The sequence below is a fragment of the Glutamicibacter sp. NPDC087831 genome (assembly GCF_044742845.1).
Taxonomy (GTDB): Bacteria; Actinomycetota; Actinomycetes; order Actinomycetales; family Micrococcaceae; genus Glutamicibacter.
On the sequence record NZ_JBIUVH010000004.1, the window covers coordinates 1 to 23,828 of the forward strand.

Genomic DNA, 23,828 nt, shown 5'->3' on the forward strand with positions numbered 1-23,828 from the left:
GAGAGTAGGTCACCGCCGGACTTAACTTGAGTAGATGGTTTGAGGCCCTGGTACCGTTTGGTGCCGGGGCCTCACCTGTTTAACCCGTGCAGGGGCCAGGCATGAAAGCCTGGCCCCTGCACTTGTTTAAGCACTGTTCCTGTTGGCTTGCGGCCTGCCTATTATCGAAGCATCGCAATCGCTTTGAACCGCTTCAAGCAGTCCAAGGAGTGAGAAGACTAGTGGGCTGCTTCTTCGGCTTCAATTATTGACGCGAGTGCCAGGTCTTCGATGGTGAGCATCACGGTGCTATCCGACCGGTCAAATAGCTGCAGGGTGATGCTCCGGCCATTACAGCGCCACATGCCCACCGACTGATCTTCGTCGTCCCAAGGGCGCTCAGGAGTGCCATACAGTTGGGAAAGCTGCGCCTGCAGGGCTTCGTAGCCATACTGGGCCACCGGGTCCTGGGCGTTCAGCGATCCGTAGAGGTGGGTGCAGACGCTGAGGAATTGCCGACGGTAAGTATCCCAAAAACTCACCATTTTTCCTGGCAGGCCGAGGTCTAGGCTCATCAATTGATGTGGTGAATCGTGGTCTTCGGCATCAACGTTGTTTCCGGAAACGAATCCAAGGGCACCGAACAGGACTTCACGCTCGACTTCGGTCTTTGGCCAGGAGCCTTGGACCAGGCCCTGGACAATGGGCATGAGGTCGCGGGGACCAGGGGACAAACTTGGGGATGAGTCTGGTGGCGGCATACTGCGAGCCTACCTTTGACGCTTAGTCTCCCGGAAGATGAGTGTGAAATTGTGTTTCGCTTACAGGTTCTGCATCCAACGCAGATGCTGGGCGGACATCGCCGATGCGAACGGGCCTGTCTCTGCTTTCGCACCGGTTGCCTGATGATGCATCGTCGCTGCTTGACGTGGCTGGCCGGCAACCCTACAGTCAAGGCACCGGGGACCTGGTGGTGAGGCTATAGCTACAGGAGCTTGCGATGGGACAATTGACATTCAGCATCAACGTCACGCTGGATGGCTGTGTAGATCATCGCGAAGGCATCGCCGACGACGAATTGCACGACTACTTCACACGACTGATGAATGCGCACGGAGCGATGCTCTGGGGGCGTGCCACCTACGAGCTGATGGAAGATTACTGGCCGGCCGTCGCTCATGGAGATATCGCAGCGCCACCAGCGCTGCTTCGCTGGGCGCAGCAGCTGGAGGAGAAGCCCAAGTACGTTGTCTCAAGCACCCGCACCGCGTACTCGTGGAAGAATTCGCACTTGCTAAGCGGCGACCTACGCGCCTCGGTGCAGAAGCTGAAGGACCAGTACCCCAATGGAGTGCTGCTCGGTAGCGGCAAATTGGCAACGGTTCTGGACCGGATGGAACTTATCGACGAATACCACTTCCTAGTCCATCCAGTCATCGCCGGGCATGGACCAACCCTGCATGAGGCAGGATTGCAGGATTCCCGTCACCTCCAGTTGATATCAGCGCAGCCGCTGGCCAGCGGGGCAATCGCAGCCAGCTATCGGCGTGCAGGCTGATTCCCATGACGATGGCGATTTTGCCTTGGAATTCCGGGGCAGAATCAGGAAAGCGGACACCTTTTCTTGCCGGGTAACTTCGTGTTTTGCACGATGGCAGCAAGTGCTTGCATCCGCAGGCCGAAGCCACGAAAGCAGTCGAAGAAATAAGCGTCTTGGCAGAGGGCAATCTGCGTTGCCAAGGAGCGATGATCGCGTAGCGTAGGAATTATGGATACGCTTTTTTTCGCCCATCGCGGCAGCTCCCATAAATATTCGGAGAACACTCGTGCTGCCTATCTGCAGGCCATCGACGAAGGCGCCGATGGAATCGAATGCGACGTCCATCTGAGCAAAGACGGAATCGTCGTCTGCCACCACGATCCAACAGTCGACCGCACCTCTGATTCAGCCGGTCTGGTTGCCGGATTTACCTTGGCCCAGATGAAAGCCATGGACTTCACTGGAGTCGTTCCGAGCCTGGTCCCGGCCGAGTACGGGGCGGAGAATGAACAGCTCCTGAGCCTCGGCGAACTTTTCGAGCTCATTGAAGCACGCGGCAAGCCAATTGGCCTGGCTATCGAAATCAAGCATCCAAGCCCCTATGGCCACCTGCTCGAAAAGGGTGTGCTGCAGGTCCTGGCAGCCCATGGCTTCGACCTGCAGACGGGCACGGCCGGCTCGCAAGGGCAGATCGCGGTGACCCTGATGAGCTTTGAGCCGAATTCCCTGCGCTATCTGGCACGCACCGTCAGCACTTCACTATTGTGCCAGCTGATGACCGAGGTCAACCCGGACTATGTCCGGCAGCTCATTGATTCCGGCGACCTGGGGCGAGCAGGTGTCTACGATGTTCTTTACCGCTCCGTGCCTGAAGGAATCGAACTGATCAACGCAGGGGGAGCTGGCATCATTGGATCCGGGGTCGCCTGGACCCGAGCCAATGAGCATCTTGTGCGCCGATGGCTGGAACAAGGGCTGAAGGCGCGCATCTGGACGGTTGACCGTCCCGCGGATGCGCAATTCCTGGTGGACCTGGGTGTCGGGGAATTGACGAGCAACCGCCCGGCAGAACTGCGCAAAGAATTGGAGCTGAGCTAGGCCACATGAACACCGGAGAAATCGCACAGGTCAACCTGTACCTGCAGGACACGTACATTTTTGCTGCGGAGGCCCGAGTCATTGCAACGGGAAGCGGCGAAGACGGGCAGTGGATTGCCCTGAGCCCCAATATCTTCCATCCCCGTGGTGGAGGCCAGCCCGAAGACTCAGGCACCGTGGACGGGCTGCCTGTCTCAGTCCAGCGCGACGCGAATGCACTGGTGGTCTTGTACGGCGCCGGCGCCCGGCAGGTGGGTGATCAGGTCCTAGCTGAGATCGATGGCGAGCTGCGCCTTTCCCATGCCGCATTGCACACCGCAGGGCACGTCCTGGGATTCGCTGGCGAAGACCGCGGCTGGCAGCACCAGGGCCACTCGCACTTCCCTGGGCAGTCGCGCCTCGACTTCGATCCGGCCAGCCTCGACCTGCCATTGGGCGATGAGAACGAACGGGCCGCCGCCAAGGCCTGGCTCCAAGGACGCGTCGATGAACTCATCGCTGGCGGCGGAGAAATCACAACGGCCACCGATGCTCAGGGCATCCGTACCGTGAGCATCGCCGGGGTGAATGCCGAACCTTGCGGTGGCACCCACGTGAAGCACCTGAACCAGCTGCAGCACGTCGAGATCGGCGACGCAAAGGTCAAGCGCGGTGTCTACAAGGTCAGGTACGATGCACGCCACGTCCGCTAGCTGGTTCACTCCGGCGACCAGGATGGGCCTTTCCATCGCGATCGCCACCGGGCTCTACGGCATTTCCTTCGGGGCCCTGTCCATTGCTGCAGGACTGGATCTGTGGCAAACCGTTGCCTTGAGCGCCTTGATGTTCACCGGCGGATCGCAGTTCGCCTTTATCGGCGTGATCTCAGGCGGAGGTGCTGCCTCGGCAGCGTTCTCCGCCGCTTCGCTGCTGGGAATCCGCAATGCCGTGTACGGGATGCAGATCAAGCAGGCATTGCGGCCTTTGGGACGGCATGTGCCCTGGATGGCCCAGGTGACCATCGATGAATCCACCGCAGTCAGCTTGGGGCAATCGGACCTGGCCGAGAAGCGCCGTGGTTTCTTCACCGCCGGGGTGGGCGTCTACGTCCTGTGGAATCTGTTCACCCTCGTCGGAGCCTTGCTCGGAGAACGCATGGGGGACCCCGCGGCTTGGGGGCTCGATGGCGCCGCGGTCGCCGCCTTCATCGGTTTGCTCTGGCCGCGCTTGAAGTCAGTTGAACCGGTCATGATCGCGATTGCGGCCGCAATCCTCACCGCGCTGGCTGTGCCGGTCACCGCGCCGGGCTTGCCGATTCTGGTAACCGCGGCCTGCGCTGCGATCTACGCGGTGGCCACCGGCCGCCGGACCCCGGCTGCGACCGAGCACGGCGATCTGGAAAGCATTGAGGAGGACCAGCCTTGAGCGAATTGAGCTGGTGGATTCTGGGAGCCTGCCTGACGGCCTACGCAATCAAGCTCTGCGGCTACTTTGTGCCACGCAAGGTTCTGGACTCGCCGACCATGTCCCATGTCGCGGCCACGCTGACCATTGCGTTGCTCGCCTCGTTGGTGACGGTCAACGCCTTCACCTCCGGGCAGGAACTGGTGATTGACGCCCGTATCGGTGCGCTCGCGGCGGCGATTATCGCACTGGCTTTCAAGGCACCCTATCTTGTCGTCGTTGTCGTCGGTGCTCTGGCGGCCATCGTCTTGAGGGCGAGCGGACTAGCTGCCTAGATATTGCCTGCAAGGCGGATGACAAGCACAAGGCGTAGTGGGACAGTGGAAGCATGATTGTAGCTTTCTCCGTAGCCCCAAGTAACGACAACCCCAACGGTTCGGTCCACGATGCAGTGGCCGAAGCGGTGAAAATCGTCCGCGATTCTGGCCTCCCCAATCGCACCAGCTCCATGTTCACCGAGATCGAAGGTGAATGGGACGAAGTCATGGAGGTAGTCAAGCAAGCCACCATGGCCGTTGGCCGATTCGGTTCGCGCGTATCGCTGGTGTTGAAAGCCGATATCCGCCCCGGTTACGAAGGTGAGCTCGATGGCAAAATCCAACGCCTGGAGAAGGCTATTGAGGATAGTGAGGAGAACATGCCGTCATGATCCACCATTCTGCAGAGCACCATGCCGCAGCCGTCGATGAATATTTGGAACAGGCGCTGGGGCTGCGCGTTGATGCCTTGGAGGCAGGCCGGGAGCATTCCCATAGTGCCGGGCTTCCACGGATTGAAGTCAGTCCTGCCCAGGGAAAGTTCCTCCAGCTGCTCACCGAGATCACAGGTGCCCGCAGGGTCCTCGAGATCGGAACCCTCGGGGGCTACTCCACCAGCTGGCTCGCCCGGGGCGTCGGTGCAGCCGGTACCGTCATCAGCTGCGAATTTGAACCCCTGCATGCCTCGATTGCGCGTGAGAACTTGCAGCGGGCAGGGCTTTCAGAACGTGTTGAAATCAGGTTGGGTGCGGCGCAGGGTTCCATGGATTCGCTGATTTCCAAACGCGTTGCACCATTTGACCTGATCTTCATAGATGCCGATAAGCGCAACAACGTGCCCTACCTGGAACGCGCACTGGAGCTGGCGCATTCAGGCACCGTGCTGGTGCTCGACAACGTGGTGCGCAGCGGCGCGGTCTTGGATGACCCATCCCGGCATGGGACGCAAGAAGCCGATGTTCGCGGAATCCAGGACTCTTTGCGGTGGTTGCGCGATGACCCGCGCGTATCAGCCACGGCGCTGCAGACTATAGGCGTCAAGGGGTGGGACGGGTTCGCGCTAGCGCGAGTCCTCTAGCGCGTTGGATAGCGCTCGGGGCGCTCGAATTCGAGTTCCCCGGCTTCATCGTGCTTGAACGGCGGCGACTTCAGGATCAAGAAGTACACGCCCAATCCGCAGAGAAGACCCATCGGCGGGCCGACCCACAGGGCATAACCGGTATTGCGCACCAGCCCCGCAACTACCGGGCCAACCAGCATGGGAACGATGTAGTAGTAGTGGTCCGGTTCGGCCGGGCCCCAGAAGCGTTCGAACCTGGCCAGAATGCTGAAGCCGGCGGCTAGGAGAACGCAACCGAGCAAAATCACCCAGAAGGTCGAGGAAAGGCTGATGGTCAGGGTCAGGGAACCGACAAGGCCACCAGTCAAGGCAGCGTATTTTGTATTCCGGTTCAAGTCCGACCCCCCTTTGAGCCAAAAAGTTTACGACTACGTGAATATTTTTTCAAGCATTTGGACAGTCCGCAATACTACTTTAGTAGGAGGGGGCCTTGGTGCGTTGGAAGAAAATAGCGAAGTCACTGCCGTAGGCTAGAGAAGTGCCGCAAATGAACGACTACCGAATCCGACTGGCTACTGAACAAGACGTCCGCGCAGCGCTGCAAATGAAATTGCAAGCCTGGCGAGAAGCGTACGCCACACTTCGCGATGAGTCCTTTTTCGCCCACCATGAAGGCCAACTTGATGGCCAGACAGCCTGGTGGGAACGCGGGCTGGCATCCGGAGCGCAATTCTTCATCGCGGAAGACCGCGATGGCCGCATCATCGGGCTAGCCGGTGGAACTCCGGTCATCGAAGAAGACCAGGATGCCGGAGTGGACGTCGAATTGGGCATGCTCTATGTCCTGGAAGAGTACTACGGTACCGGACTGGGCCAGCACCTCTTCGATGTTGTCCTTGGACAGCACGACGCCCTGGTCTGGGTCCTGCAAGGCAACGAGAGGGCCCTGGCCTTCTTCGCGAAGCAGGGATTCACGCCTGATGGAACCAGTGAAGCCCTGACTGGCAGCTGGGATGGCTTAATCGAACAACGAATGGTGCGCGCGCGTGGCTAGGGATGCCAAGGAATCAATGCTCGGAGAGTATCCGATCGACACCGGAACGGCGATCATTGAAGCTGATCCCTACGGCGCCAGCCGCTATATCCTGAAGGTCAACGGCGTGCCCTCCTCCCATGTGGACCTGGAGGACCCGGCCTACCTCGATTTCGAGTACATGCGCTGGATGGAACCGGTCTTCGCCATCGGTTTCCCGGCCGGGCAATACGACGGGCGCGCCCGCAAGCTGCGCGTGCTCCACCTTGGCGGAGGTGGCTGCTCCATGGCCCGCTGGGTCGCGGCCAGCTATGAAAACGCCCGGCAGGTCGTGGTGGAGCTGGATGCCAAGCTGGCCGAGCTGGTGCGCGTCCACTTCGAGGTTCCGCGCGCTCCGCTGGTACGCCTGCGCGTGGGAGACGCAGCCCAGGTGCTGCCCACCTTGAGTGATGCGAGCCGCGATGTGATCATCCGCGATGTCTTCGCCGGGAGCACCACCCCGCGCGTGCTGACCACGGCGGACTACGCCCGCGAAGCCCAGCGCGTGCTGGATGCCGGGGGCGTCTACATCATGAATTGCGGCGATACCGCGGACCTGTCCGGCGCCAAGGCGGAAGCCGCGACGCTGCTGGAGGTCTTCGAGCATGTGGCCATGATCGCCGACCCGCCGATGCTCAAGGGCCGGCGCTACGGGAACATCGTGTTCCTGGCCAGCGACGAACCGCTCAAGCTCGGCCCTGCATTCGAACGCAGCCTGCGCACTGCGCCGTTGCCGGCGCACCTGGTTTCAGGGGCGGCAGTGCAGCGCTTCGCCACCGGGGCCGTGCCGATTACCGGCTAGCTCCCGGGGCCCATCCGGTATCCGCTCCCGTCTGCTGCGCGCTGCAGCAGGCGGTGGTCAACCATGTAGCGGCGCAGCAGCGCGACGTCCGGGTGGAATACCCGCAGCCGTTCATTGAGCTGCTCTTCGCGCAGTTCGTCCCCGGCTCCTATCACGGCATTGCGCAGGTAGACCAGCACTTCATGGCGGTCCGCTGGTTTCGCCGGGAGGCTATGCAGCCGGTGTCCGTCGAAGAAGCGGCGGATCCCGACGCGGTCGGCCTTCGCGGCCGAGGCCGAAGCCAAGGTCTTCTCCAGCAGTTCGTCGTTCAGCGCCCAGCCGGACCCCTCTTGGCGCAGAAGCCCGATGCTGGCCCAGCGCTCCAAGTCCTTGCGTTCGGACTTATTGGCCTGCTCGGGTACCCCGTGCCCGCTCAATACCGCCCCGAGAAGCCGGCGCATCGAGGGGTTCTTCAAGCCTGCGGCCACCTGGATCCACTGCCCAGCGGTGTTCTGCTGATCGCTCATAGTGCCCATCCTAGCCAGTTCCCGCCGGGCCGGAGGCAAAAAACGCCCCGCCATCGCCGGAGCAATGACGGGGCGCCTGGAGGGCTTCGGGGCTATTTGACCCCGGCCCACATCTCAATCAGTCCGATGCCGAAGAACAGCACGAAAGCCGCGGAAACAACCCACATCAGCGGGTGGATTTCCTTGGCGCGGCCCTGCGTGGCGCGGATGAAGACGTAGGAGATGAAGCCGGCACCGATGCCATTGGCGATCGAGTAGGTGAACGGCATCAGGGTGAAGGTCAGGAAGGCCGGCAGCGCGATGCCCCAGTCGTTCCAATCGATCTTGGAGACCTGGGTGATCATCATGAAACCGACCACGACCAGTGCCGGCGCCACGGCTTCGAAAGGCACCAGGTAGATCAGCGGGCTCAGGAACATCGCGACGATCATCAGCAGGCCGGTGACTACCGAGGCCAGGCCGGTACGGGCGCCCTCGCCGATGCCGGCGCCGGACTCCACGAAGATCTGCGCCGAGGAGCTGGAGGTGCCGCCGCCGACGATCGCGCCGGCCGCATCCACCAGCAGGACCTTGTCCACGTTGGGGATCTGCCCGTTCTCGTCCATGGAACCAGCTTCCGAAGCCAAGCCCACCATGGTGCCCATGGCATCGAAGAAGATCGAGAGCAGGATGACGAAGGCCAGCAGCGAAGCGGCGGTGGCGCCGATCTTGCTGAAGGCGCCGAATACGCTGACCTGGCCGATCAGCGACAGGTCCGGAAGGGTCCACTCGGGCAGCGACGGAACCACCAGCGACCAGGTGTTGGTCTCCATCGCGCCGATGTGGAAGACGGCTTCGAGGATGTTGGCAAGGATCGCCGAAACGACGATGCCGATCAGGATCGCGCCCTTGACCTTGCGCACCACCAGGGCCATGGTCAGCAGCAGGCCGACCACGAAGACCAGGATCGGCCAGCCCATCAGCTCTCCGTCGAAGCCCAGGCCCACCGGAACGGTGGTGTTCGCGGCATCCGGGAGGCGCTGGACGAAGCCGGCGTTGACCAGGCCGATCAGTGCGATGAACATGCCGATGCCCACCACGATGGCGGTTTTCAATCCGGCTGGAACCGCATTGAACACCGCGGTCCGGAACCCTGTGAGCACCAGGCCGAACATGACCACACCCGCAATGAGCACCAGGCCCATGACATCAGCCCAGGTCAGTTCCGGGTTGGTTGCCACGGTGATAGCGACGAAGGCGTTGACGCCCAAGCCGGTAGCCATGGCGAATGGGTGGCGGGCCCAGATGCCCATCAGGATGGTCAGGATGCCGGCGACAAATGCGGTCACCGCGGCAACGCGCTGGATGCCCAACTCGCCGCCCGAGGAATCGGCACCGGAAAGAACCAGCGGGTTGAGGACGACGATGTAGCTCATCGCGAAGAAGGTGGCGATGCCGCCGCGAACTTCGGTGGAGAACGTTGAACGCCGTTCCGAAATCTTGAAGTATCGGTCGATGCGCGCGGCCATAGCATTCCCGGACGCGGTTTGTGTGGAGGAGGACATGGAAAAATTCTATGACGTTTCGGGCGCTGATTCATATCGATCCGAGTGTCCAGTAGGCTGTACGCGAAAACTTTAGACCCAACTCACACCTAGAACTGCGGAAGCAAGTACATTGGTGGTAAGGGAAATCACATCCCGTTATATCTGAGGTAGTTGAGGAGCGAGTCTGATGAGTGACGAAGCACCAGTCGCAGCAGAGAAGATTGAAGGAATTGTCGTTGGCGTGGACGGATCCCAGCAGAGCAGATGCGCTTTGCGCTGGGCCGAACGCGAAGCGGTACGCCGCGGCAGCGTGTTGAATATCGTGTCCGCCTACACCATCCCGGTGTTCGCCGCGTCCTCCATGGACGCAGGCTACTCGACCCTGGATGACGACCTGATCCGCGGGGGAGCCGAGGACATTGTGCGCCAGGCCCGCGCAGAGCTTGAAGGCAGCACGGCGGCCATCCGCACCTATATCGAATCCGGCGACCCGTCCGGCGTGCTGCTGGACCTGAGCCAGGACGCCGAATTGGTAGTGGTCGGAACCCGTGGCCGCGGTGGCTTCGTTGGCCGCCTGCTCGGCTCGGTGTCCTCGGCACTGCCCGCGCACTCCAAGTGCCCGACCGTCGTGGTTCCGCTGGCCATGGCCAAGGAGCAGGAAGAGGCCGGTGCCGCCGCGGCGTCGAACCGCAACTGCATCGTGGTCGGCGTTGACGGTTCAGACCGCGCGCGTTCAGCGGTGCTGGCGGCCGCGGACGCGGCCATCGCCAGCGACCTGACGCTGCGCCTGATCTGCGCGGTGCCGCCGGTGGGGGCGGCGCTGGCATGGATGCCGGCGACCGTTGACCAGGAAGCCGTGCTGGAAGATGTGCGCTACCAGATGAGTGTGGGCTCCAAATGGCTGAAGTCGCACTATCCGTCGCTGAAGATGGAAACCGATGTGGTCTCCGGGCCTCCCGTCGAGGTGCTGATCCGCGAATCCGAGCATGCGGTACTGACCGTCACCGGCTCGCGGGGCCGCGGCGGCTTTACCGGGATGCTGCTTGGCTCAACCTCGCAGGGCGTCTTGCACCACTCCAAGGGCCCGGTGATGGTCGTGCCGGATTCGGATGACCCTCGCCTGGAGAACCGCAAGGACTTCGATACGCGGGCGCAGGAGCAGTGACCGCACGCCTGTAGCCAGAATGCAGGAAGGCCGCACACCCAAAAGGGTGTGCGGCCTTCGTGCTCGAGGGGTGGCGCTTAGTAGCGGGCTGCCTTCGGGTAGAGGTTGTTGACGTAGCTCAGTGGAGTCACCGAGATGCCGGCGTTCGGGTTGCGAGCGTGGACGACCTGGCCGTTGCCGATGTAGATAGCTACGTGGTAGAACGAGGAACCGCCGTTGGAAGACGAGAACACCAGGTCACCTGGGCGCAGGTTGCTCAGCGACACGTACTGCGGGGCGCTAGCGAACTGCTGGGACGAAGTACGTGGCAGGCTGATGCCGGATTTGCCGAAAGCTCGCTGCGAGAAGCTCGAGCAGTCGAAAGCATCGGGACCGTTGGCACCGTAAACGTAGTACTTGCTGGGATCATCCGCGGTCTTCAAGGCCCAGGAAAACGCTGCTGAGTAGTTGCTGCCGGACTGCGGCGCGACTTCAGGCTTCGGCTCCGGCTTAGGTTCCGGCTTTGGCTCAGGCTTAGGCGCTGGCTTCGGGGTGACCTTCGGCTTGGGCTCCGGCTTTGGCTCAGGCTTGGGTGCCGGCTTCGGGGTAGCCTTCGGCTTCGGCTCGGCCTTTTTGGTGGGTTCCGGCTTCGGTTCGGCCTTCTTGGTTGGCTTTGGCTCCGGCTTTGGCTCGGCCTTCTTGGTTGGCTCTGGCTTCGGCTCGGCCTTTTTGGTTGGCTCTGGCTTCGGCTCGGCCTTTTTGGTCGGTTCCGGCTTCGGCTCGGCCTTTTTAGTTGGTTCCGGCTTTGGCTCGGCCTTTTTAGTTGGCTCCGGCTTCGGCGCTACGGGAGGCTCGACAGCTTCCGGTTCCTCTTCAACCTTCTCAGGCTCCGACTCGACCGTTTCCTCTTCAGGTTCGGCCTGCTCCAGCTCACGTGGCTTTTCAACCGAGAGCGGCTGAACGGAGTCTTGCTTCGTTTCGGGAACCTTGGCGGTTTCCTCTTCGGCGATGGCGTCCGCGAGAGCTTTTTCCTGCTCCTGCGTTTCGCGCTCTTCAACCGCCTGGCGAACCTCGGCCTCTTCCTTCTGCTTCAAGGTAGCGAGGTGGCCGATCAAGTCATCGCGCAGCTGCTTCTCAGGTGCGATAGCTGCTTCGTAGGTGGACAGGGTGCTGTTCGCGGTCGCTGCGGCTGCGTCATAGTTGGCTGCAGCTTCTTCGGCGGCGTTCTGTGCCGCATCAGCATATTCCTGCCAAGCCGAAACGAGGCCTTCGGCCTCGGTGGCGGTGTTGACGGACTGGACCTTCTGTTCGCTCAACGCGTCGATGGTAGCGGCCTTGTAGAACAGGTCGCCTTCCTGGTTGTCATCAAGGAGCAGGCTCAGGGTCGAGGTGCCTGCACCATTGCGGTAGATATCCGAAGCGATAGCACCCAGATCGTTGCGGCTCTGCTCCAGGTAAGTCTTTGCGTACTCGAGCTGTTCTACAGCCTTCTCGGCCGCAGCGGTGCGCAGATCGCGCTCTTCGCCGGCGGTGAGCAGGGATTCCTGAGCCTGAGCGGCCTCAGTTTCAACGCGCTTCAGTTCGGCGCGGCTGGAAGCCAGGGAAGCTTCGATGCGCGCGATCATCGCGTTCGTCGAAGCCTTATCCTTCTTTGCGTCCTGGACCTCTGCGTCCGAAGGTAGCGCGGAAGCGCTAGGTGCGGCAGCGATGGCCACAGACTGAGGAAGCAGAGCTGAAGTAGATGCGGAAGCGGGCAAAGCGCCTGCAATGCAGGACACCGCTAGGGCTAGGGTGCTTGCAGCAACACCGAGCGTGTGGCGAGTAGCCATATCGTTCCTCACTAAGTACTTGGATGACGCGGAGTGCGTGAGTCGTGACCTTCACCGATGAGTAGGTCACGATTCGGATAAGACTTCAAATAGCACATTAGGCCAATTAAGACACGCTTGGCAACACTGTTCACATCAGTCACATGAATCCCATTCGTGTAATTCGCCTGGGTATTCGGCGGTGATCTGCGAAGATAGTGGCATTTGGGATCTGTGTGGCTGATCAAGAGTGGCTGGGAAATTACTCAGACATATATCTCGCCTCGTTACCAAGGTATCGATTGTCGTGAAGCTTGGGTAACGTGCCGGAGGGGAATGTGCGGCTGCAAAAAAGGTTTGCCTTTAAAAGTGAAGGTACTCCGGGAGGGCGCAAAGCTCTGCTTCGCTGGGTCTGCCTCGGAGGCGCCGGCTCCAATGGCGAAATCCTCTTGAAGGGGTGCGGTGCCGTGCTCCCAATCGGGATCACCTCGCTGCCCTTGGTGGCGGAGGGGCCCAGAGCTGCTGGGTGGACAAGGGCAAGGGACATGCCAGGTTCCTCCGGCTGGCTGCACCTGATCACGCCCGGATAAAGCAGCCGCTAGCGGGGCAACGGGAAACCGACCGGCGCGCCAGTCGTTGCGAAACGGCTTTTGGGCGGCTTGCCCGCCGGTCGACTGGACCCGGATGGCGATTCCAAGCGCCACGCCTGTGCTTTGGGTCTCTTTCGACCTCGACGCGACCACTGTATTCGAGTATTTTTGTGAGGCAGATCTCAAAAGAAGATTCTGCGGATTTGGGGCTATGACCACCCTAAATCGTGCAATTTTGCGTCGTCGATTCCGAAGTGATGGGCCACTTCGTGCATCACTGTAATCCCAATTTCCCGCACTACATCTTCACGTGTTTCGCAGGCTCGAAGCGTCGGATTCTTGAAGATCGTTATGCGGTCGGGAAGTGCGCCCGTGCCCCAGTCCAGGTCCCGTTCCGTGAGTGCAATACCCTCGTATAACCCCAGAATTTCAGGGTTTTTGGGTTCTCCTGGAAGCGGCTCATACTCGTCTTCGATGAAGAAGATGACGTTGTCCATCATGGCGAATGCAGCCTCCGGAATGGCGTCGATGGCCTGCTCGACCAGGGTCTGGAATTCGTCGTCATCCATCTCAAAAAGCATGCTTCCAGACTAGGCCCGCGCACCCGATTTGGCATGGGTGAAACTCGTCCAGGTGCCGATTTTGCAAAAGCAAAAAACACTGCGTATAGTTATTGGAGTCCGCTACGGAGAAGCAAGAAACCGAAGCGAACAACTTAGGCCCCCATCGTCTAGCGGCCTAGGACACTGCCCTTTCACGGCAGCGGCACGGGTTCGAATCCCGTTGGGGGTACAAACAACCATTATGTGGTTGTCAGATGGAGAAATCCATTGGCTTGCGAAAGCAAGGCCCTGTAGCGCAGTTGGTTAGCGCGCCGCCCTGTCACGGCGGAGGTCGCGGGTTCAAGTCCCGTCAGGGTCGCTCAATTTACTATTTCAATAGTAGATTTGGTGTCCACTTAGTGGTACCAGGCTCTGTAGCTCAGTTGGTAGAGCGTTCGACTGAAAATCGAAAGGTCACCGGATCGACGCCGGTCGGAGCCACGCAGGCCCTCGGTTTATCCCGGGGGTTTTACTGTGTGACTTGAATTTATTCAAAGCACTAGGCCCTGTAGCGCAGTTGGTTAGCGCGCCGCCCTGTCACGGCGGAGGTCGCGGGTTCAAGTCCCGTCAGGGTCGCACACTAAACAGAAGCTCCGGATTCCGGGGCTTTTGCTGTATCCAGGGGCAGTTAGTTCGCGCGGCCAAGATGCCGCGGTCCAATCCAGCGATTGCTCAGCCGGCGATATGCGGCGGCGGCGCTAGTCATGTCCTCGTCTTCCAACGCCTGAATGCCGTGCATCAAGTCGTTCGCGGAATCATCGGGCCACACAATTTCTGCCAACAGGCCATAATCCAGTTCAATGACCGATCTGTTGTCGAAGGATTCCAGCCATCCGCCAAGGCTGCCCAGCTCCTCGAAGAGCTGCGACTGCGGCGCATGGGATGCCAGCGCTTGGACTGCCCAAGCCAGGCGGTCAATGGCTTGTTCGAAGGTGGCGTACATGCGAACCGTCTTCAGCTGCTCACCGCTGTGAACCAGCTCGTGCTCGTCGTCCTCGCGGAAGAGGGCAAACCAGCCCAGCGGGATGCCCCATGAAGAGGTCCTCGTGTGAAGATGGGTCAGGTCATTGGCCAGGCGGTCGGCATCAACGCGTTGTGCGTTAGCCTGCCGCGCTGCCGGCGGTACCAGCAGGTCGAAAACCTCGGCCCGCATGGCTTCTTCGGCTTGTTCGGCAGCGAGCAGGCTGCGTGCCTGCAATTGCCCCGGGCAATAGCGCGTGTGCTCGGCCCCTTGGTAGTCCAAGGACTTCACGCTGCGGAAGAATTCCGGCTCATTGTGCGGGAACGGGTCGGAGACATGGCGCAGGGTGCGGCTCCACAGCCGCTCGTTCTCGAAGTCATCCCACTGCTCCGCGGTGCGCCGCGGGGTACGCAGGATGATGGACTGGGCCCAATCCTCGAAAGCATCCAGCGGCTCGTAGACGCGCAGGTGCGCTGTAGCTGCGGTCAGCTCTGCGGCGGGCCCAATCATCTTTGCCGCCATGACTAGTCGGCCAGCTCCACGATGACCGGGGCGTGGTCGCTGGCGCCCTTGCCCTTGCGTTCTTCGCGGTCAATGCTTGCGCCGGTTACGCGTGCGGTGAGCGCAGGCGAGGTGAGCGAGAAATCGATGCGCATGCCTTCGCCCTTCGGGAAACGCAACTGCGTGTAATCCCAGTAGGTGTATTCGCCTTCGGTGTGCGGGCGCACGACATCGGTGAAGCCCAGCTCCTCGAAGGCAGCGAAGGAGGCGCGCTCTGGCGCCGAGACGTGGGTCAACTTGTTCTCGAGGAAGAAGTCGATATCCCACACGTCTTCGTCCTTTGGCGCGATGTTCCAATCGCCCATCAAGGCAATCTGCGCCTCGGGGTTTTCCGCCAGCCATCGGGCGGATTCCTGCTTGAGCACATCCAGCCAGTTCAGCTTGTAGCCCATGTGCTCATCATCCAACGCGCGTCCGTTGGGTACATACAGGCTCCAGACACGCACTCCGCCACAGGTTGCCGCGATGGCGCGAGGCTCCTGGATCGGATTCTTGCCGGCCTTGCCGAATTCCGGCTGCCCGGGGAAGGTGCGCTCAACATCCTCGAGGCCAACGCGAGAAGCGATGGCAACGCCATTCCACTGGTTGACTCCGAAGTGCGCTACCTCGTAATCGTTGTTCTCGAACAGTTCCCAGGGGAAATTGTCGTCTTTGCACTTAGTTTCCTGGATAGCCAGGACATCTACATCGGTACGTCGCAGCCAGTCCTCAACACGGTCGGCGCGGGCTCGCAGCGAGTTCACATTCCAGGTTGCAATCTTCACTAGTTCAACCTATCAAGTTTGCTGTCTTGTGCCACTTCAATTTAGTTGGAAGTCCGAGTATATTCGACACTAGTAGGTGACCTCAATCACTCAAAGGAGAGTCTGTTGCCTGAGATTCTGACCGAACGCCGGGGGCACCTGGGGCTCATTACGCTGAACCGGCCGAAGGCCCTGAACGCCCTCAACGCGGACATGTGCCGCGACTTCCTCGACGTGCTGCTGGAATGGCGCGATGACCCGGATATCGCTCAGGTAGCGGTTATGGGCGCAGGGGAGCGCGGCCTGTGCGCCGGCGGGGATATCGTGGCGATCTACCGGGATATCTTGGACCGCAGCGGTGCTTCGGCTGACTTCTGGCGCATTGAATACCAGCTCAACGTCCTGATCGACGAGTACCCCAAGCCGTACATTGCGCTCATGGACGGAATCGTCCTTGGCGGCGGCATCGGCATCTCGGCGCATGGCAGCCATCGCATAGTTACCGAAACCAGCCGTTGCGGCATGCCGGAAGTCGGTATCGGATTCTTCCCGGACGTAGGCGGAACGCATTTGCTGGCGCGTGCCCCGCATGCGGCCGGACGATTGGCGGCATTGACTGGAATGAAATTCGGCGCGGCCGACACCATCGCTTTGGGCCTGGCCGACTCGTATGTGCCCGAGGCCCGGATCCCCGACGTGCTCGCAGACCTCGAGGTCCAGCCGGCCGCGTCGGTGCTGGCCAGCTATGCCGAGACTCCGGAGCCTGGCTTCCTGCACGAAGAATGGGTGCAGGCCTTTGGCGAGGCAAGCACCCCAGCGGTCATGCGTGCACTGGAGCTGCACGAGTACCCGCAAGCCCAAGAGGCGTTGAAGGCATTGGGCGCCGCCTGCCCGAGCTCGGTGCGCTTGGCCGAAGAACTGATCCACCTGGCTGGAGCGGATTTGAGAAAAGACCTGCAGCGAGAGTATCGGGCTGCCGTTCACCGGCTTGATGACCCCGATTTCGCCGAGGGGATTCGCGCCGCAGTCATCGACAAGGACCGCACCCCGCAATGGACGGAAGCAGTCCCGGGGCTAAGCCCGGGCCAGCGCACGCAACGGCATTTGGAGCCCCTGTTCGGGGCAGAACTAACTTTCGCACTGCTCGGTGAAGATCTAGCGGAAAAGAGCCACTCATGAACGCAAAACCAGTTATCGGATTCCTGGGCATGGGCCATATGGGATTGCCCATGGCCATCAACCTGCACAAGGCAGGCTACCGGATCAAGGGCTTCGACGTGGTTCCTGATGCGGTGCAGGCCGCCCGAGAAGCAGGCATCGGCACCGTGGCTACCGGAGCCGAGGCGGCCGCCGGCGTGGACATCGTCATCACGATGTTCCCTTCGGGCAAGCACGTGCTCGATGCCTACCGCGAATACCTGCTCGATAGCGCCAAGCCCAATACGCTGTTCCTGGAGTGCTCCACCATCGACGTAGCGCAGGCCCGTGAAGCGGCGCAGCTTGCGGTCTCCGCGGGGCATCGAAGCGCCGACGCTCCGGTGTCCGGGGGCGTGGTCGGGGCAGAAGCGGGGACTTTGACGTTCATGCTCGGTGCGCAGGCCGAAGATCTCGGAGAGATCACCCCGCTGCTGGAGCACATGGGCAAGCGGATCGTGCACTGCGGCGGGTACGGCGCAGGCCAGGCCGCCAAGGTCTGCAACAACATGCTGCTGGGCATCTCGATGATTGGCGCTGCCGAGGCCTTCGTGCTCGGAGAACGGCTGGGCTTGGAGCACCAGGCGCTCTTCGATGTCATTTCCTCCGCGTCGGGGCAATGCTGGTCGGTCACCACCAATTGCCCGGTGCCCGGACCTGTGCCTGCTTCCCCTGCCAATCGCGATTACCAGCCAGGATTTGCCGCAGCGCTGATGGCCAAGGACCTCGGCCTGGCAGCTAGCGCGCTGGAGCATACGAGTACCGATGCCCAGCTCGGCTCCCTGGCCGCAGCGCTGTACCGCAAGTTCAGCGATGAGGGCGATGCGGGAACCGATTTTTCCGGGATCATCAACGCGATCCGCGACGGATCGCTATAGGAAGTCCCCGGAGGCCTTGCGGAATCGGGCCAGGATCTCGAAAATCTCGGTGGCGTCGGTGCCGGAGAGATCGCTCTGGGCAAAGAGCTTTTCGTTCAGATCGCCGCGGGCCGCTGGCAGCACTTGCTGGCCTGCGGCCGTGAGTTCCAAAAGGCGGGTGCGGCCGTCGGTCGGGTGCGGGATGCGCCGCACCAAACCGGTAGCTTCCAGGCGGTCTACCGAATTGGTCAGGCTGGTGGCGTGGACCTGCAGGAGCTGGCTGGCTTGGCTCATGGGCAGGGAGCCGCGCTTGGAGAAACCGAGCAAGGCGAGTACTTCGAATCGCGCAAAGGTCAGCCCGTGCGGCTTGAGGATGGCATCGGCTCGCTGCAGGTAAATCGATGCCGTGCGCATCACCGCGGTAATTGCGGCCATGGAGTCGGCCTCGGCTGACCATCCATGGGAAATCCATTGTTCCCTGGCTTGCGCGATTGGATCGCGTGAGAGCGGAGAAGTCATGTGCATACCCCCAAAAGAAGACTTAGTCCAACAATATACTTGGACATCCTATGGTTTGGAAGGAATCCCCGGATGGACCTCTTGAATGTGGCCGGAGAACTAAGTGGAACCGAACGGCAGCGACTGCTTGGAATCAGGCAGGTAGCGCAGCATCAGGTGCGCAAGCAGTCCGTTGGCTATTGGGACCGCGAAGAATTTCCGACCGAGCTGATTGGAAAACTGGCCGAACTCGGACTGGGCGGATTGCAGCTGGGGGACAGCTCGCATTTGCTGCGGGGGCTGATCCATGCAGAACTCGCCCGCGCCGATATTTCAATCTCATCCGTGGTCGGCATCCACAACGAACTGGTGCTCGGGATGATCCGCGATTTGGGGTCGGAGGAGCAGCGCGAGCAGTGGCTGGGCAAGCTCGCCGGCTTTGAAGCCTACGGCGCATTTGCGCTGACCGAACCGGAACATGGATCGGATATCGCCGGCGGCATACGGAGCACCGCGCAGCGCGACGGGGACCAGTACGTTCTGAACGGGGCCAAGCGGTGGATCGGCATGGGCACCTTCAGCGATTTCGCGCTGGTCTGGGCCAAGGACGAGGAAACTTCGCAGGTCGGGGCCTACCTCGTTGAAGCGGACCGCCCTGGATATAGCGCTTCCAAGATCGAACACAAGATCGGGCTGCGCAGCATGCAGAATGCGGATATTCGGCTGGAGAATGTGCGGATTCCCGTCGCGAATAAGCTTCCAGGGGTGACCAGCTTCGCTGCGGCAAACCAGCTATTGATGCAATCTCGCGCGTGGGTGGGGTGGCAGGCTGTCGGCGCGATGATGGCAACGCTCGACATCTGCAGCGAGTACGTCGCGCAGCGCCAGCAGTTCGGGCAGCCGCTGGCCGCTTTCCAGTTGATTCAGCAGCCCCTGGCCGAAATTGCAGGCAACCTGAGCGCCTGCCTTTCCATGATGGGCGATATTGCCCGCAAGCAAGAGCGCGCGGAATTGCACATGGTGGATGCGGCAATGGCGAAGTCCACTGCCACCCGCCTGGCGCGGGATTCGGCCGCCTTGGGCCGAGCGATGCTTGGCGGCAATGGCATTGTGAGCGATTTCGAAATGGCCAAGGTCTTCTGCGATGTCGAGATTCTCCATACCTATGAAGGCACCTATGAAATCAATTCGCTGATTGTGGGACGTGCCCTGACCGGAGTCAGTGCCTTCGTGTAGCCGGGGCATCCGTCCGTTGGAATCTTTCCAGCTAATTCATAACAAGTACTTTCCAAAGCGGAAAGTACTTGTTATGGTTGGGGAACTCGGAAGATCAAAGCCAAAGGAGCAGGACAATGAAGATTCCATTCAGCACCTGGTACACCATCATCACCGTTGCGGCAGGTCTGGCCTTCGCGGCAATGGCCATGACCGCCTATGCCACGGGCAACAACTCCCTGATCTTCATTGGCATGGGCTTCTTCATGGCAATTTGCATGACCATGACGTCCGTCTACGCACAGCGCCAGCAGAAGGCTCGCAAGGCGGCCAGCAAATGAGTTCCGGCAAGAAAATGAGCCCTGAAGAGCAACTGGCCGCCCTGGGGTTGGCGCAGCAGGGAATGCAGCGTGCCGCCGGGTACGGAGCCAAATTGCTGGGCACCTATTGCATCATCTTGGGAGTGCTCATGGGCGGCCTGGCTGCTCTGCTGCAGGTCTTTCGTCCCGATGCGGATTTTATCGGCTTCATCGTCATCATGGCGTTGTTCTGCGTATCCGTTGCAGCGATGTCCTTGGCTTACGGGAAGCTCTACCGCTCGCTGCCGCGCGGGCATTCCAAGATGTATCTTCGGGGGTTCATTGCGAGCATGGTGCTTTACGCGGTGGCAGTGGCCTTGCTCGGGGCGGGACCCATGGGCTGGGGCGCCATCGCGTTGATCTGGATTATCGTTGCCGCGCCGTTGTTCCTGACCGGAATTGCGATGGTGCGCAAGTGAATGCCCATGCTCGCGAACGGCTCAACGACGACTTCTCCAACCCGGTACGGCTTTCACTGATGGGCTCCTTGCAAGCCGTGGACGAAGCCGATTTCAAATCCTTGAAAGAAGCCATCGGCATTTCGGATTCGGTGCTTTCCCGGCATCTGAGCGCACTGGAAGCCGGCGGTTACGTGCAGATCAAGAAAGGGTATGTGGGCAAAAGGCCTCGTACCTGGGCGAAGCTGACTTCAGCTGGGCAGGAGGCCTTTGCGCAACATGTCCAGGCGCTGAAGGAAATCACCGGCTTGGGGTAATCCTCAAGCGCGCCACCATTTGTCCCAGTAGGTGGCCGGTACGGTGCGCTTGTGCCGGGATCCCACGAAGCGCCTTTCGATGACCTCGGCCGCCGCAGGGTCAATCTCGCGGCCTTCGAGGTAGTCATCAATCTGCGGATAGGTCAGGCCAAGTTCCTCTTCATCTGCGCGCAGCGGCTGGCCGTCCAGCAGGTCCGCGGTAGGCTCCTTGGCCCACAGCAGCTCAGGAGCCTGCAGCTCGCGCAGCAGTGCCTGGTTCTGGCGCTTATTCAGCCCGGCCAGGGGCAGGAGGTCCGCTCCGCCATCGCCGAACTTGGTGAAGAAGCCGGTAATCGATTCGGCCGCGTGATCGGTGCCCAGGACCAGCATCCCGCGGTCCCCGGCCATGGCGTACTGCATGATCATCCGGGTGCGGGCCTTGAGGTTTCCGCGGTTGAAATCGCTCAGCGCCAGGTGGCCCGCATCGGCCAGGGCTTCATCGAAAGCGGCGACAGGCTTTTGGATGTTCACCTCGAACTGTTCGTCGGCAGCCACGAAATCCATGGCCGCTTCCGCATCGGCCGCATCCTTCTGCACGCCATGCGGCAGGCGCACCGACACGAAGTGCGCCTCGCCGCCGGATTCGCGCACCTCTTCGACGGCCAACTGGGCTAAGCGCCCAGCCAGCGTTGAATCGATGCCGCCGGAGATGCCCAGCACGAAACCCCGGGCGCCGGTAGCGGCCAGATAGTCCTTGAGGAAGTCGATACGACGGCGAATTTCGTCGGCCGCGTCGATTTCCGGGCGCACGCCCAGCTCTTCAATGATCTTTGCTTGCAGTTCACGCATGCTTCTAATCCTAGGCATGAGCCCTCGCCGTGCGGTACCGCTGCACAGGCTGGGAACGAAAGTTAATCTGTTCTCAACAAATCCCGGAGGGGCTATTCGGAATCCTGGTCCGGGTTCCAGCCGAGATTGCGCGCAATCTTTTCCAAGGCTTCGACCACCGCGTCATATTCGGAACCGTCCAGATCCTGGCCGAACTGGGTGCGGATCTTTTCCACGAGCTCACTGAGCTTGAGCAACGAGGTGTGGCCCCGATCGGTGATGGAATACTCGCCGTTGATTGCCGTAACCCAGCCGGATTCGATCAACTCGGCAAGGTGCTCTCTCAATGATTGCGGTTCATCCGGCGAGGCGAAGAACGGGGAAAGCCCGGCGTCCAGTTGCGCCTCGGTGGCAGGTTGCTGCTCCAGCAGGTTGAGCACCTGCCATTGCCTGCGTGTCACACCGTGCTCTTCCAAAGTCGCTGCAAACTGCTCGTCAATCAGCGAATCCACCAATTTCAGCCAGTAACCCAAGGGGCGTTTTGCGTTCATGGAATCAGCCTAGCCATGATGCCGACTAGAATCGAGGGTATGAGCGAAACCAGCGCCCGTGAGCGACTAAAAGAACTGATCCAAGAACTAGCCATTGTGCGCGGCAAGGTCACCTTGTCCTCGGGCAAGGAAGCTGATTACTACATCGATCTGCGCCGTGTAACCCTGCACCAGGAAGCATCGGGCTTGGTTGGCGAAGTCATGCTTGGCTTGCTGGACGAGGCCAAGCTGGAATTCAGCAATGTGGGCGGCTTGACCATGGGCGCTGACCCGGTAGGCACCGCCATCATGCACACCGCCCGGGCCAAGGACCGCGCCATCGACGCTTTCGTGGTCCGCAAGGCGCAGAAGTCCTACGGCATGGGCCGCCAGGTCGAGGGCCCGAGCGTCGAAGGCCGCGATGTCATCGTGCTCGAGGATACTTCCACCACCGGCGGTTCGGCGCTGACCGCTGTCGAGGGCGTGCGCAAGGCCGGCGGCAACGTGATTGCCGTGGCCGTGATCGTTGACCGCGACACCGGAGCCAAGGAACGCATCGAAGAAGAAGCCGGCGTTCCGTACCTGTTCGCCTACGGCAAGAACGAGCTGGGCCTGTAGCCGGCAAGCGATTCCCTGCACAGCACCTCGTTGCCCACCGGAGAATTCCCGGTGCGCGGCGGGGTGCTCTGCTTTTCCCGGCTAGCTGCTGCGCGCGGGGCCCGTGGTCTCGCGCGGGACGAGCACGGCAGGCAGGTGGCCGGGGGAGCGGACGTCCTCGCCCGCAAGCAGGCCCAGCAGCATGCTCACCGCCTGGGCGCCCATCTCATGCAGCGGCTGGCGCACGGTGCTCAGCGGGGGAGAGGACTGTGCCGCGGCCGGGATGTCATCGAAGCCGATGATCGAAAGATCGCCGGGAACCTGCAGCCCGCGCTCGCCGGCCACCTGCAAGGCGGCCAGGGCCGAGAGGTCATTGGCCGCGAAGATCGCCGTGGGCGGCTGGGGCAGGTCCAGCAGGTCATGGGCGGCCTGCACCGCGGCATCATGCTGGTAATCGCCATCGTGCGACAGCTGCCCATCGAATTCCACGCCGGCCTCTTCCAGCGCTTGGCGGTAGCCCTGCTCGCGCAGGTGCGCGGAAGCCAGGTCCCCGCGCCCTCGGATGTGCCCGATGCGGCGATGGCCCAGATCCAGCAGGTGCCGGGTGGCCGTATAGGCCCCGGAACGGTTGTCCACGTCGATGGCGATCGGCATTTCCGGACCGGCATGCGGGTCAATGGCGACGACCGGCACCGAGCTGTGCGGGACTTCCACGGTGGGGGTGACGATGATGGCGCCGTCGATCAGCGTTCCGCCCAAGCGGGACAGGGAGCGGCGTTCCCAGCCGGCATGCCCTTCGGGGGAAAGGTTGCCCGCGTAGGCCATCAAATCGTATTGGGTTCCGCGCAGGGTCGCGGAGATGCCGTTGAGCAGGCCCAGCGAGAAGGGCTCGAACTCCGCCACCAGGATGCCGATGATGTTGGTGCGGGTGCTGCGCAGCGAGGAGGCGACCAGCGAGGTCTCGTAGCCCAGTTCGCTGATGACCTGGTGGACCTTGGCGATGGTGGCCGGGGCGACCCCGTAGCGGCCGTTGACGACCTTCGAGACGGTGGAGACGGAGACCTGCGCGGCGCGCGCGACGTCGTTGATGGTCACGCGTGCGCTGGAAGGCTCGTCGGGGATCTGCGGCTGCTGGGCATTGGCGATCCCGGGGATTCCGGTCTGAGGGGTCATCACGTCACTAACAGTAGCGCAAAATACTCCGGAATTCCGTGACTTCACGGGGGCATGACGACCGATTGCGGATCTTTCGACAACGTTTTCGCAATGGATTTCGAAAACGTTATCGAAAACGATTGACATGACCTGCGTCACGGTGCAATTCTTGGTGGAGCCAATCGCCTGCCGTCCGATGCCGGCAGGTC

General features: G+C 61.3%; 29 protein-coding genes and 4 tRNA genes. 21 read left to right on the forward strand and 12 right to left on the reverse strand.

Translation table 11 applies throughout. The annotated features are described in order from the left end of the window. Window positions 1-218: 218 nt before the first annotated feature. Window positions 219-740 carry a hypothetical protein gene (locus tag ACIOJF_RS12955; RefSeq protein ID WP_402741711.1) on the reverse strand — a complete coding sequence of 174 codons (522 nt, stop codon included), beginning with the start codon at window positions 738-740 and terminating at the stop codon, window positions 219-221. Window positions 741-979: 239 nt separating this feature from the next. Between ACIOJF_RS12955 and ACIOJF_RS12960 the strand changes: the two genes are divergently transcribed. The 7 genes from ACIOJF_RS12960 (at window position 980) to ACIOJF_RS12990 (ending at window position 5,395) form a co-directional block, all read left to right on the forward strand. Continuing rightward, window positions 980-1,537: a dihydrofolate reductase family protein gene (locus tag ACIOJF_RS12960; protein ID WP_105662675.1), complete on the forward strand. Its 558-nt coding sequence runs from the start codon at window positions 980-982 to the stop codon at window positions 1,535-1,537. Window positions 1,538-1,747: 210 nt separating this feature from the next. Then, entirely contained in the window at window positions 1,748-2,617 is an 870-nt protein-coding gene (locus tag ACIOJF_RS12965) for a glycerophosphodiester phosphodiesterase (protein ID WP_402741712.1), read from the forward strand. Window positions 2,618-2,622: 5 nt separating this feature from the next. Then, the gene (locus tag ACIOJF_RS12970) at window positions 2,623-3,309 is read left to right on the forward strand and encodes a hypothetical protein (RefSeq protein WP_105662673.1); all 687 of its coding nucleotides are present in this window, start codon (window positions 2,623-2,625) and stop codon (window positions 3,307-3,309) included. Continuing rightward, window positions 3,290-4,021 (forward strand): AzlC family ABC transporter permease, encoded by a 732-nt coding sequence (locus ACIOJF_RS12975; RefSeq protein WP_286134236.1) that lies wholly within the window; start codon window positions 3,290-3,292, stop codon window positions 4,019-4,021. The genes ACIOJF_RS12970 and ACIOJF_RS12975 overlap by 20 nt, the downstream gene beginning before the upstream one ends. Then, entirely contained in the window at window positions 4,018-4,335 is a 318-nt protein-coding gene (locus tag ACIOJF_RS12980) for an AzlD domain-containing protein (RefSeq protein WP_105657874.1), read from the forward strand. The genes ACIOJF_RS12975 and ACIOJF_RS12980 overlap by 4 nt, the downstream gene beginning before the upstream one ends. A gap of 53 nt (window positions 4,336-4,388) precedes the next feature. Then, a complete protein-coding gene (locus tag ACIOJF_RS12985; RefSeq protein ID WP_105657875.1) occupies window positions 4,389-4,709 on the forward strand; it encodes a thiamine-binding protein in 321 nt (106 codons plus the stop codon). Then, window positions 4,706-5,395 carry an O-methyltransferase gene (locus tag ACIOJF_RS12990; RefSeq protein ID WP_133834982.1) on the forward strand — a complete coding sequence of 230 codons (690 nt, stop codon included), beginning with the start codon at window positions 4,706-4,708 and terminating at the stop codon, window positions 5,393-5,395. The genes ACIOJF_RS12985 and ACIOJF_RS12990 overlap by 4 nt, the downstream gene beginning before the upstream one ends. On the opposite strand, the gene ACIOJF_RS12995 is transcribed toward ACIOJF_RS12990, so the two are convergent. Next, window positions 5,392-5,772 (reverse strand): hypothetical protein, encoded by a 381-nt coding sequence (locus tag ACIOJF_RS12995; protein WP_400291007.1) that lies wholly within the window; start codon window positions 5,770-5,772, stop codon window positions 5,392-5,394. The genes ACIOJF_RS12990 and ACIOJF_RS12995 overlap by 4 nt on opposite strands. Before the next feature lie 152 nt (window positions 5,773-5,924). Between ACIOJF_RS12995 and ACIOJF_RS13000 the strand changes: the two genes are divergently transcribed. Next, complete coding sequence (locus ACIOJF_RS13000; protein ID WP_402741713.1) at window positions 5,925-6,431, forward strand: GNAT family N-acetyltransferase; 507 nt, start codon at window positions 5,925-5,927, stop codon at window positions 6,429-6,431. Then, complete coding sequence (locus tag ACIOJF_RS13005; RefSeq protein WP_402741714.1) at window positions 6,424-7,251, forward strand: spermidine synthase; 828 nt, start codon at window positions 6,424-6,426, stop codon at window positions 7,249-7,251. Before ACIOJF_RS13000 ends, ACIOJF_RS13005 begins: the two co-directional genes overlap by 8 nt. On the opposite strand, the gene ACIOJF_RS13010 is transcribed toward ACIOJF_RS13005, so the two are convergent. Beyond that, complete coding sequence (locus ACIOJF_RS13010; protein WP_402741715.1) at window positions 7,248-7,757, reverse strand: DUF2087 domain-containing protein; 510 nt, start codon at window positions 7,755-7,757, stop codon at window positions 7,248-7,250. The two genes, ACIOJF_RS13005 and ACIOJF_RS13010, sit on opposite strands and share 4 nt — an antisense overlap. A 92-nt stretch (window positions 7,758-7,849) precedes the next feature. Further along, entirely contained in the window at window positions 7,850-9,301 is a 1,452-nt protein-coding gene (locus ACIOJF_RS13015; protein WP_181148871.1) for an NCS2 family permease, read from the reverse strand. 169 nt (window positions 9,302-9,470) lie between these two features. On the opposite strand from ACIOJF_RS13015, the gene ACIOJF_RS13020 reads away from it, so the two are divergent. After that, the gene (locus tag ACIOJF_RS13020) at window positions 9,471-10,448 is read left to right on the forward strand and encodes a universal stress protein (protein ID WP_105657882.1); all 978 of its coding nucleotides are present in this window, start codon (window positions 9,471-9,473) and stop codon (window positions 10,446-10,448) included. A gap of 77 nt (window positions 10,449-10,525) precedes the next feature. Here ACIOJF_RS13020 and ACIOJF_RS13025 read toward each other — a convergent pair whose 3' ends face one another. Further along, the gene (locus ACIOJF_RS13025) at window positions 10,526-12,256 is read right to left on the reverse strand and encodes an NlpC/P60 family protein (RefSeq protein ID WP_402697454.1); all 1,731 of its coding nucleotides are present in this window, start codon (window positions 12,254-12,256) and stop codon (window positions 10,526-10,528) included. A gap of 778 nt (window positions 12,257-13,034) precedes the next feature. Beyond that, the gene (locus ACIOJF_RS13030; protein WP_133834977.1) at window positions 13,035-13,406 is read right to left on the reverse strand and encodes a metallopeptidase family protein; all 372 of its coding nucleotides are present in this window, start codon (window positions 13,404-13,406) and stop codon (window positions 13,035-13,037) included. Window positions 13,407-13,544: 138 nt separating this feature from the next. Here ACIOJF_RS13030 and ACIOJF_RS13035 point away from each other — a divergent pair. From ACIOJF_RS13035 to ACIOJF_RS13050, 4 genes are all read left to right on the forward strand, one after another. Next, window positions 13,545-13,617: transfer RNA gene (locus ACIOJF_RS13035), tRNA-Glu, on the forward strand. 55 nt (window positions 13,618-13,672) lie between these two features. Beyond that, a tRNA-Asp gene (locus ACIOJF_RS13040) sits at window positions 13,673-13,746 on the forward strand. Window positions 13,747-13,795: 49 nt separating this feature from the next. Beyond that, window positions 13,796-13,868, forward strand: a tRNA-Phe gene (locus ACIOJF_RS13045). 61 nt (window positions 13,869-13,929) lie between these two features. Beyond that, a tRNA-Asp gene (locus ACIOJF_RS13050) sits at window positions 13,930-14,003 on the forward strand. A 52-nt stretch (window positions 14,004-14,055) separates the two neighbouring features. On the opposite strand, the gene ACIOJF_RS13055 is transcribed toward ACIOJF_RS13050, so the two are convergent. Next, window positions 14,056-14,898: a hypothetical protein gene (locus tag ACIOJF_RS13055; protein WP_105662680.1), complete on the reverse strand. Its 843-nt coding sequence runs from the start codon at window positions 14,896-14,898 to the stop codon at window positions 14,056-14,058. A 14-nt stretch (window positions 14,899-14,912) separates the two neighbouring features. Continuing rightward, window positions 14,913-15,713, reverse strand: coding sequence for an exodeoxyribonuclease III (locus ACIOJF_RS13060; RefSeq protein ID WP_105657885.1), 801 nt, complete (start codon window positions 15,711-15,713; stop codon window positions 14,913-14,915). Between the two features lie 105 nt (window positions 15,714-15,818). Between ACIOJF_RS13060 and ACIOJF_RS13065 the strand changes: the two genes are divergently transcribed. Continuing rightward, on the forward strand, window positions 15,819-16,871 hold the full coding sequence (locus tag ACIOJF_RS13065) for a 3-hydroxyisobutyryl-CoA hydrolase (protein WP_105657886.1): 1,053 nt from the start codon (window positions 15,819-15,821) through the stop codon (window positions 16,869-16,871). Continuing rightward, window positions 16,868-17,764 carry a 3-hydroxyisobutyrate dehydrogenase gene (gene mmsB, locus ACIOJF_RS13070; RefSeq protein ID WP_105662664.1) on the forward strand — a complete coding sequence of 299 codons (897 nt, stop codon included), beginning with the start codon at window positions 16,868-16,870 and terminating at the stop codon, window positions 17,762-17,764. The genes ACIOJF_RS13065 and mmsB overlap by 4 nt, the downstream gene beginning before the upstream one ends. On the opposite strand, the gene ACIOJF_RS13075 is transcribed toward mmsB, so the two are convergent. Continuing rightward, window positions 17,759-18,262 carry a MarR family winged helix-turn-helix transcriptional regulator gene (locus ACIOJF_RS13075; protein WP_105658003.1) on the reverse strand — a complete coding sequence of 168 codons (504 nt, stop codon included), beginning with the start codon at window positions 18,260-18,262 and terminating at the stop codon, window positions 17,759-17,761. The genes mmsB and ACIOJF_RS13075 overlap by 6 nt on opposite strands. Window positions 18,263-18,334: 72 nt before the next feature. On the opposite strand from ACIOJF_RS13075, the gene ACIOJF_RS13080 reads away from it, so the two are divergent. The 4 genes from ACIOJF_RS13080 (at window position 18,335) to ACIOJF_RS13095 (ending at window position 20,530) form a co-directional block, all read left to right on the forward strand. After that, window positions 18,335-19,477, forward strand: coding sequence for an acyl-CoA dehydrogenase family protein (locus ACIOJF_RS13080; RefSeq protein ID WP_133834976.1), 1,143 nt, complete (start codon window positions 18,335-18,337; stop codon window positions 19,475-19,477). Between the two features lie 116 nt (window positions 19,478-19,593). Beyond that, entirely contained in the window at window positions 19,594-19,797 is a 204-nt protein-coding gene (locus ACIOJF_RS13085; RefSeq protein ID WP_105657889.1) for a hypothetical protein, read from the forward strand. Further along, window positions 19,794-20,234 (forward strand): hypothetical protein, encoded by a 441-nt coding sequence (locus ACIOJF_RS13090; protein ID WP_105662662.1) that lies wholly within the window; start codon window positions 19,794-19,796, stop codon window positions 20,232-20,234. Before ACIOJF_RS13085 ends, ACIOJF_RS13090 begins: the two co-directional genes overlap by 4 nt. After that, on the forward strand, window positions 20,231-20,530 hold the full coding sequence (locus ACIOJF_RS13095; RefSeq protein ID WP_105657891.1) for a transcriptional regulator: 300 nt from the start codon (window positions 20,231-20,233) through the stop codon (window positions 20,528-20,530). Before ACIOJF_RS13090 ends, ACIOJF_RS13095 begins: the two co-directional genes overlap by 4 nt. A 3-nt stretch (window positions 20,531-20,533) precedes the next feature. On the opposite strand, the gene nadE is transcribed toward ACIOJF_RS13095, so the two are convergent. Beyond that, window positions 20,534-21,358, reverse strand: coding sequence for an ammonia-dependent NAD(+) synthetase (gene nadE, locus ACIOJF_RS13100; protein WP_133834975.1), 825 nt, complete (start codon window positions 21,356-21,358; stop codon window positions 20,534-20,536). Window positions 21,359-21,450: 92 nt separating this feature from the next. Next, window positions 21,451-21,888, reverse strand: coding sequence for a MarR family winged helix-turn-helix transcriptional regulator (locus ACIOJF_RS13105; protein WP_105657893.1), 438 nt, complete (start codon window positions 21,886-21,888; stop codon window positions 21,451-21,453). 39 nt (window positions 21,889-21,927) lie between these two features. On the opposite strand from ACIOJF_RS13105, the gene pyrE reads away from it, so the two are divergent. Further along, complete coding sequence (pyrE, locus tag ACIOJF_RS13110) at window positions 21,928-22,485, forward strand: orotate phosphoribosyltransferase (protein WP_181148872.1); 558 nt, start codon at window positions 21,928-21,930, stop codon at window positions 22,483-22,485. Between the two features lie 81 nt (window positions 22,486-22,566). On the opposite strand, the gene ACIOJF_RS13115 is transcribed toward pyrE, so the two are convergent. Then, the gene (locus ACIOJF_RS13115) at window positions 22,567-23,637 is read right to left on the reverse strand and encodes a LacI family DNA-binding transcriptional regulator (RefSeq protein ID WP_402741804.1); all 1,071 of its coding nucleotides are present in this window, start codon (window positions 23,635-23,637) and stop codon (window positions 22,567-22,569) included. Between the last annotated feature and the right edge of the window lie 191 nt (window positions 23,638-23,828).